Below are 7,291 nucleotides of genomic sequence, written 5' to 3' on the forward strand. Positions count from 1 at the left end.
GGCGCGTAGATCTTCGGACAGGGTTCTCGCCATGCAAGCTGGCCTCCGTGCCCAGCAGGCACGGTGAATCAGATTTCGCGCCGGGCGGGAATCCTCAGCGACTCTGAATGGTCAGATTTCGCTCTAGTTGAGCCTCCGCTACTTGCGGTCTCTACTGACCACAAGGAGCGGATAGCAGCCGTCCTATGTCGGCTTTAAGACGGCAACTCCTCATCCATGAGCGGATATTCGGAGGGTCACCGCTGGGCAGGAGCTGAAGGAAGGCTTTGGCCGGAAGCAGACAGGCGGCGTTCCACCCTATTCAGATCGCCAGCGGTATAACGACGCTTCCAATAGCTCGATCCGGTGCCTCAATAGGTCCCGGTCTTCACCGGCTGGGGCGCGTGGGCCACCGCCGCCTCACCCATCAGCATAGCCCGCATACCGGCCCCATTCGTGCGCCACCAGTTGTACAGAATCCGCACATCCCACCCGATGCAGAAGTGCTTTACCCCCATCTCCAGATACGGCTTCGCGCCTGAGATATCCGCCAGTTCCACACGCGGGTGCTTGCCCATTTTCAGCGCTGTTTCGATCGTCTTGCGCTCCGCCGTCACCACGTCCGGGTGCGATCGCTGCCCGGTCAGCCCCAGGCTCATCGAGTAGTCGGATGACCCGAACTGCACCATGTCGATGCCCGGGACCGACAGGATCGCCTCCAGGTCCTCCACACATTCGCGCTTCTCGACCATGATGGCGATCACCACCTCATTCAGCGCGTCGACATAGGCCGGCGAGCCGCCCTCCAGCACAGTGCCCACATCACGCCGCATGCCGACACCGAGCCGTCCGCCGGTGCCGGGGGTTTCGGCGCGCACCGCGGCGACGCACAACTCGGCGTCAGCCACCGTCCGGATATCGGCGAACAGCACGCTTTGGAAGCCCGATCCGATCGCCCGCATCGCCTGATGCGCGTACTGCTTCTGCTCAACCTTGATCATGCCGGCGAGGTTCTTCAACTCGAACGCACGGCCGAGATTGTCGAGGTCATGCATGGTGAACGGCGCGTACTCGGCAGTGAACTCGACATAGTCGTAGTTCTCGGCGTCGCCGATCAGTTCCACGAGCGTGGGCCAACTCGACAGGATGTGCGTGCCGATCGTCGGCTCCCCAGCGTTCAGCTTCTGGCGCAAGCGGTTGGGGCGCATGGTGTCGTTTCCTCCGACGATTGGGACGCTGACCACGAGTGTTGTCCGATCAGGAACTGCGCGCAACCTGGGCGGCGCCACTTGCGGTCGGCGTCGAGAGCGGATGCGTCGCGCTGGTGACCCAAGACCACGAACTGGTGGGCCACCCGGCCGAGGCGTTGGGCCGGCGCGTGGCTACTGCGGTGACGCTCGAGTTCGGGGTGGTCAAGGAGGCGGCAATCACAGTGGAATAGCCGGGCGAAGGGCGGGCCGAGCGAGGCGGGGCCCTCTCAGCTGCCAAGCGCAAGGGACCGGGACTGGCGAGGGAAACTCAGCCCACTCCCTGTTGAGGCAGGATCAGGAATTTCTCTCCCGTGGCGCGCTGACAGTAGGCCCGCATGGTCTCCGGCCGCAGCGCCTCGGCCAGGGAGATTTCCGCGGTGTAGTGGCTGGCGAAAGTGGTCTTCAGCTCGGCGGTCACGCGGCCGCGCAGCCGTGCCTCCGTCGCCGCACCCAGCTTCTTCAGCGCCGGCATCAGCAGCCAGCCGCCCAGCCCCCAGGCGAAGCCGATCGGGGCCCGCTCGAAGATGGTTGGCCCGGTGTTCAGTCGGCCATACAGGTAGACCTGCTTGTGCCGGTCCGAGCCGTAGTGGTGATAGCCGCTGGCGGCCTGCCGTGCCGCGGCCTCCATAGCGGCCAGGATCTGCCCGGCCAGCGGTCCGCCGCCCACCGCGTCGAAGCCCAGGGTGGCGCCGGTCTCCGTTAGTGCTGCGGTCAGCGCCGCGGTGAAGTCCGGGGCGCCGCTGTCCACCACGTGGCGGGCGCCTTGGCCCCGCAGCAGCGCCGCCTGTTGCGGGCTTCGCACGATGTTCACCAGGCCGATGCCGTCTGCGAGGCAGATGCTATTCAGCATCTGGCCGAGGTTGGAGGCCGCGGCGGTGTGCACCAGGGCGGTATGGCCTTCCTGGCGCATAGTTTCCACGAAGCCGAGCGCCGTCATGGGGTTGACGTACCAGGAGGCACCGTCGCGCGGCGTCGTCCCCTCGGGCAGCACCAGGCAGTCGGCCGCCTTCGCGCGGCGGTATTGCGCCCACATCGCTCCGCCGAACACCGCGACCCGTTTGCCGAGCAGGCCGACGACATCAGCACCGGCACGCACCACGGTGCCCGCCCCCTCGTTGCCCACGGGAAGCGAGGCATCCAGCCGGGCGGCGATGGCCGACAGCGCTGCCGCCGGCACAGACGCGCGCACCACTGGCCGTGCTGCCGTACCGCCGAACTCGGCAGCATCGAGCGCGGCCGGACCGAGCAGAACGCCGATATCGGAGGGATTCACCGGTGTCGCCTCGACCTGGACGATAATCTCGTCAGCTGCCGGTTCCGGCACCGCCACAGCCTGTAGGGAAAGCTCCAGCACACCGTCCCTACTGATGCGCGAGCGCAGTTCCAGTCCGTTCAGCCCGCAGCCTTCTGCCATGTCGCTTCCCCCGTGACGACCAGACTGGAATTCTAGGCCGAGGACACAGACGGGTAAACTCGTGGCCCGGCGCAGCCGAACGGGCGCGCTGTGGCGCGAGTTGGTGTCCGCCGATCAGGCGCGCAGATGGAGAAGGCGGAGAAGATCGAATGCGGGTGCCTCGGAACCCTACTCCGGCTGACCTTGCTGGCGCCGGATCTCGTCGAGGCGACACTAGATGGACGACAGCCGAAGGGAATGACGCTGCCAGGGCTGATGGAGTCGTATTCTACGGCCGGTCCGGCTTTGGCCGGCACTACCGAAGCGGCCTTACGACGCGACAGAAACCTCCGGAGTCGGCGCGGCGACCATGAAGCCAACTCTCACTCGACTCGAGCGCCGGAGGCACGGACCAGTGGCGCGAAGCGTGCCTCGTTCTCGCGGCGGAACTCGGCCAGTTCCTTGGGCGTGGTCCACCACACGGAGGCGCCCTTCTCCTCGAACTGGCGTCGCACCTCGGCGCTCTCGACCGCCTCGCGCCCGACCTCGGCGATCCGCCCGACAAGCGCGGGCGGGATACCCGCGGGACCAAGCACGCCGCCCCAGGAGTTGATCTCGTAGCCCGGCAGAAATTCGGCCATGGCCGGCACATCAGGCGCCTGTGGACTGCGCGCCGCCCCCGTGACGGCCAGCGGCCGGACCTGCCCCTCGCGCGAGAGGCGAAGCGCCTCAGGGATATTGCCGAAGATCATGTCGACCCGGCCGCCTAGGAGGTCGTTGTAGGCGTGCGCGCCCCCGCGGTAGGGCACGTGCAGGATGTCCACGCTCGCCATGTGCTTGAACATCTCGCCCGCGAGGTGGAGCGTGGTCCCCGCGCCCGAGCTCGCGAAGCTGTAGCGGCCGGGGTCGTCGCGGCAGAGCGCGATCAGCTCGGGAACGCTGCGGGCCGGGACGTCAGGGCGCACGAAGAGCAGGTTCGGCAGCTGCCACAGGCCGCAGATGTAGGAAAATTCGCGGTTCACGTCATAGGGCAGCCGCGCATAGAGGGTCGGCGCGATCGAGAGGGAGGAGACCGAGGCGAGCCCGATCGTGTTGCCGTCCGGCGTGGCGCGTGCGATCGCCTCCGTCCCGACATTGCCGCCTGAGCCGGAGCGGTTCTCGACCACGAAGGATTGGCCTGTGATCTCGCTCATCCGGTTGCACCAGATGCGCGAGAGGATGTCGGTCCCCCCACCAGGAGGGAAGATCCCGATGAAGCGGATGGGCTGGGTGGGCCAGGCGGGGTTTTGGGCAAGGGCGGGCCGGGCTAATGCCGCGCCGATACAGGCCGCGCATAGCGCGCGGCGAGTCTGGGCCATGACGTCTCTCCCTGGGGCGTTCCGCCACGTGAACCATCGGGTAGAAGACAGGAGTAAATCAAGGTCGGATCGCTCCTCGTCGGCGGCATTGATCAGCAGCGCTCATCAACGCGCAGTGGGACGCGGTGCACGCCATCCTGCGGGTCAACCTGCGGGTGCCGAGAAGCCGGTCCCGGAACACTACCACCCCTCTGCTGCGCGGGGCTGAACTTCGACAGCAAAGGCCACGCCTTATCGCCGAGCCACAGCCGCGGCAGGGGCGGGCAGATGTACCGCTACTATGTGAGCCAGGCCGTGCTGAAAGGCGGCGCGGCGGAACGGCCGGCGATCGCGCTGGCTCCGGCCGGCGAGATCAAGGCCGCGGTGGTGGACCAGGTGCGGGCGCTGCTGCGCCAGCCCGAGATCGTGGTCGGCACCGGGCGGGCGGTTTGAAAGGACGCGCCGGATCTGACAGAGGGCGAGGCCCGGGAGGCGCTGCATCTGCTCGATCCACTGTAGGAGCAGCTGTTCCCGGCCGAGCAGGCGCGGATCGTGCGGTCACTGGTGGAGCGGGTGGTGGTTGGCCCGGCCGGCGCCGACATCCGGCTCCGGCTGGAGGGGCTGAGCAACCTCGTCCACAATTTCACGGGCAACGCTGCCCCCGCCTCGGCGGTGGCAGCATGAGCGCCACCACAACGCACATCACGGTTCGGGTGCCGCTGAAGATCCGGCGGCGGCCGGGCCGGAAGACGATGATAACGCCGGTCGCGACCGGCGGCGCGGCGATGCAGCTGACCCGCCCAGACCCTGCCCCGGTCAAGGCGCTGGCCCGCGGCTTCCGATTTCAGCGACTGCTGGATGAGGGGCGGTAGCGCCGCCGGACACCACGAGGGCCGGCGCCGGTGCGCGACACCCGGCATTACGCCAGGATGGCGATAATCCACCGCTCGGACAGCAGGACGGCCGTGCCGGAGGCCAGTGCCAGGAGGAATCGCCGCGAGGCGAGGAAGACCAGCGCCGAGACGACAAGCGCGACGCACTGAACGACGGTCATCGCCACCAGCGAGGGACCGAGCACTGCGCCCATGGCGCAGGCCGGCAGCACGTTGAAGAGGCGCCGGAGCTTCGGGCTTTCCCCCAGACGGCTCCCGACCACCAAACCGCCGGCGCGGCATCCGAAAGCTACGACCGCCATGATTCCGATAGCGATGGCGAAGCGTTCTTCAACTGTCATCAGTCGGCCCGCCGGATGCCGAACCAGATGATGACGGAGCCGGCAGCGACCCCCGCCAAAAAGCCGAGCGGCAGGGGCAGCACCTGGCTCGCAGCTATGGCGGTCAGCGCCGAGGCCATCCACGGAGCATGTCCCATTGGAGTGTTCCTGACGACCAGCAGCAGCAGCAGTGCGAGAAGCAGTACGCCGGAAAATCGCAGAGCCGAGATAACCTCGGGCTCCAGCCGGCCCGCCAGCAGGGCCCCCAGCAGCGTGCCGGACACCCACAGCGCCAGGATCCAGAGGCCGGCGCACACAAAGAAGACGAATCGGTCGACCGGCGCCTTCTCGGCGACCGTGGCGGCCCAGGCGCCGTCCGTCAGCACCGGCATCGACAGCAGCCGGGCCGCCCATGACCGCCCGCGGAGATGGTCGGCCATCGAGACGCCCATCAGGAACAGCCGGTTGCAGATTAGTAGGCTGGACACCGCGATGACCGGTGCTGAGAAGGGATCCGCGAGCATGCCCAGCACGGCGAACTGTACCGCGCCCGAGAAGACCAGCACGCAGGACAGCGCGGCCAGGGCTGGGGAGATGCCGAGCGAGGCGCATGCGGCTCCGTAGAGGATACCGAACAGGCCGGAGCTGATCGCTAGCGAGGTGGCGCGGCGCAGGCCCAGCCGCGCGCTCTGCGCGCATGACATCTCGCGACCCTCGGAGTGCCGCGCGGCCCCGCCGCTCCACCCGCCATCCGAACCCATGCCACCATCCAAGGAGCGGGCGGTACCGCACCGTCACGCTTGCGGCTGCGATAGCAGGCGGCTAGATCATTTCACAAATCGAATTCTGGGATCGGAGTTATCGGAATTCATGATGATGCGGCCGGCTCTCGATCCGACCCTGCTGCAGGCCCTGGTCGCGGTCGCTGACCGGCGGTCCTTCACCCGCGCCGCAGCGACGCTGAACCGCACCCAGTCGACGGTGAGCACCCAGATCAAGCGGTTGGAGGACCATGTCGGCGTCCGGCTGCTGGAGCGGTCGACCACCCATGTCGCGCTGAGCCCCGCTGGCGAGAAGCTGCTCGGCTATGCGCGCCGGATCCTGTCGCTGGGTGAAGAAGCGATGCAGCGCATGCTAGACCATGACGTCCAGGGGCGCGTGCGCCTCGGCGTTATGGAGGACTACGGCACCCTTGTCCTGCCATCACTGCTAGCGTCCTTCGCGGCGTCCTACCCGGGCGTCGAGATCGAGATGGAGACCGGCCTCACATCCGGCATGGTGGAGCGGGTCGGGTCGGATTTCGACCTCGTCATCGCCATGCACGCCACCGGGAAGAGATCCGGCCTGCTGCTGTGCCGCGAGAAGGCGGCCTGGGCGGGCAGTCCGCAGATCGACAGCACCGCCGATCCCCTGCCCGTGGCGCTCTATCCAACGGGCTGCCTGTTCCGGAAATGGGCCCTGGAGGCGCTGGACAGGTCGGGGCGCGCCTGGCGGCTGGCCTTCGTCAGCCACAGCCTCGGCGCCGTTGAAGCCATCGCCGCGCAGGGGCTCGCGGTCACGGTGGTGAAGGAGAGCATGCTGCCATCCGCCTTGTCGGCTCTGGGCGCGGCCGAGGGCATGCCGAGGCTGCCGCAGGCGGATATCCGCCTGCACACGGCGCTGCCGCTGTCCCTCGCGGGCAGCCTGCTTGCGGCGCACATCCGCGAAGGTTGGGGAGCCCAAACGCGGCGGCGGTAACGCACGCCACAAAGCGGCCGCTGTTGCGACGCTCACGCTCGCTCCACGCGCAGCGCTGGGCATCACGCTCCCTCGGCGCGCGCGGCCCGCAGGGAGGTGGTGGGGCCTGTGCCAATGACGCAGCCCGGCTCCGCCCCCTGGCCAAGGCGCAGCCCTCGTCCGCCCAGCCGGTCATGCCGCCGATCATCATCTTGACCTTGCAGCCCAACGCGCTGAGGCGGAGCGCGGCCTTGTCGGTGCCGTTGCAGTACTAGATGTTTGGTCCCGGCATTTGGTGGTGCGGGTTTGCTGTGAAGCGTTGCGGCTCCGCCGTCCATGCCTTGCAGATGAATTCGTATGGTGTGAGGCCGCGTAGTCGCTTGAGCCGGCGACCGAAGTTGTA

General features: G+C 67.8%; 10 protein-coding genes and 1 pseudogene. 5 read left to right on the plus strand and 6 right to left on the minus strand.

From position 1 onward, the window contains the following. Positions 1 to 350: 350 nt before the first annotated feature. Positions 351 to 1,187 (minus strand): HpcH/HpaI aldolase family protein, encoded by an 837-nt coding sequence (locus tag H7965_RS27890; RefSeq protein ID WP_186773802.1) that lies wholly within the window; start codon positions 1,185 to 1,187, stop codon positions 351 to 353. A gap of 41 nt (positions 1,188 to 1,228) precedes the next feature. On the opposite strand from H7965_RS27890, the gene H7965_RS27895 reads away from it, so the two are divergent. After that, entirely contained in the window at positions 1,229 to 1,420 is a 192-nt protein-coding gene (locus H7965_RS27895; protein ID WP_186773803.1) for a hypothetical protein, read from the plus strand. Between the two features lie 77 nt (positions 1,421 to 1,497). Here H7965_RS27895 and H7965_RS27900 read toward each other — a convergent pair whose 3' ends face one another. Further along, entirely contained in the window at positions 1,498 to 2,643 is a 1,146-nt protein-coding gene (locus H7965_RS27900) for a zinc-binding dehydrogenase (RefSeq protein ID WP_186773804.1), read from the minus strand. 362 nt (positions 2,644 to 3,005) lie between these two features. Further along, positions 3,006 to 3,980: a Bug family tripartite tricarboxylate transporter substrate binding protein gene (locus H7965_RS27905; protein WP_186773805.1), complete on the minus strand. Its 975-nt coding sequence runs from the start codon at positions 3,978 to 3,980 to the stop codon at positions 3,006 to 3,008. Positions 3,981 to 4,247: 267 nt separating this feature from the next. On the opposite strand from H7965_RS27905, the gene H7965_RS30555 reads away from it, so the two are divergent. From H7965_RS30555 to H7965_RS27915, 3 genes are all read left to right on the plus strand, one after another. After that, the gene (locus H7965_RS30555; RefSeq protein WP_222440860.1) at positions 4,248 to 4,412 is read left to right on the plus strand and encodes a hypothetical protein; all 165 of its coding nucleotides are present in this window, start codon (positions 4,248 to 4,250) and stop codon (positions 4,410 to 4,412) included. Positions 4,413 to 4,511: 99 nt separating this feature from the next. Beyond that, complete coding sequence (locus tag H7965_RS31440; protein ID WP_261394417.1) at positions 4,512 to 4,643, plus strand: hypothetical protein; 132 nt, start codon at positions 4,512 to 4,514, stop codon at positions 4,641 to 4,643. Continuing rightward, complete coding sequence (locus tag H7965_RS27915) at positions 4,640 to 4,831, plus strand: hypothetical protein (protein WP_186773806.1); 192 nt, start codon at positions 4,640 to 4,642, stop codon at positions 4,829 to 4,831. The genes H7965_RS31440 and H7965_RS27915 overlap by 4 nt, the downstream gene beginning before the upstream one ends. 47 nt (positions 4,832 to 4,878) lie before the next feature. Here H7965_RS27915 and H7965_RS27920 read toward each other — a convergent pair whose 3' ends face one another. Both H7965_RS27920 and H7965_RS27925 read right to left on the minus strand, forming a co-directional pair. Beyond that, the gene (locus H7965_RS27920; RefSeq protein ID WP_186773807.1) at positions 4,879 to 5,193 is read right to left on the minus strand and encodes an AzlD family protein; all 315 of its coding nucleotides are present in this window, start codon (positions 5,191 to 5,193) and stop codon (positions 4,879 to 4,881) included. Beyond that, complete coding sequence (locus tag H7965_RS27925) at positions 5,193 to 5,876, minus strand: AzlC family ABC transporter permease (RefSeq protein ID WP_186773808.1); 684 nt, start codon at positions 5,874 to 5,876, stop codon at positions 5,193 to 5,195. The genes H7965_RS27920 and H7965_RS27925 overlap by 1 nt, the downstream gene beginning before the upstream one ends. Positions 5,877 to 6,045: 169 nt before the next feature. On the opposite strand from H7965_RS27925, the gene H7965_RS27930 reads away from it, so the two are divergent. Then, a complete protein-coding gene (locus H7965_RS27930; protein ID WP_186773809.1) occupies positions 6,046 to 6,909 on the plus strand; it encodes a LysR family transcriptional regulator in 864 nt (287 codons plus the stop codon). A 250-nt stretch (positions 6,910 to 7,159) separates the two neighbouring features. Here H7965_RS27930 and H7965_RS27935 read toward each other — a convergent pair. Beyond that, positions 7,160 to 7,291, minus strand: a pseudogene (locus H7965_RS27935) (IS481 family transposase); the annotation flags it as partial.

Source organism: Siccirubricoccus deserti (genome assembly GCF_014283215.1).
Classification (GTDB): Bacteria; Pseudomonadota; Alphaproteobacteria; order Acetobacterales; family Acetobacteraceae; genus Siccirubricoccus; species Siccirubricoccus deserti.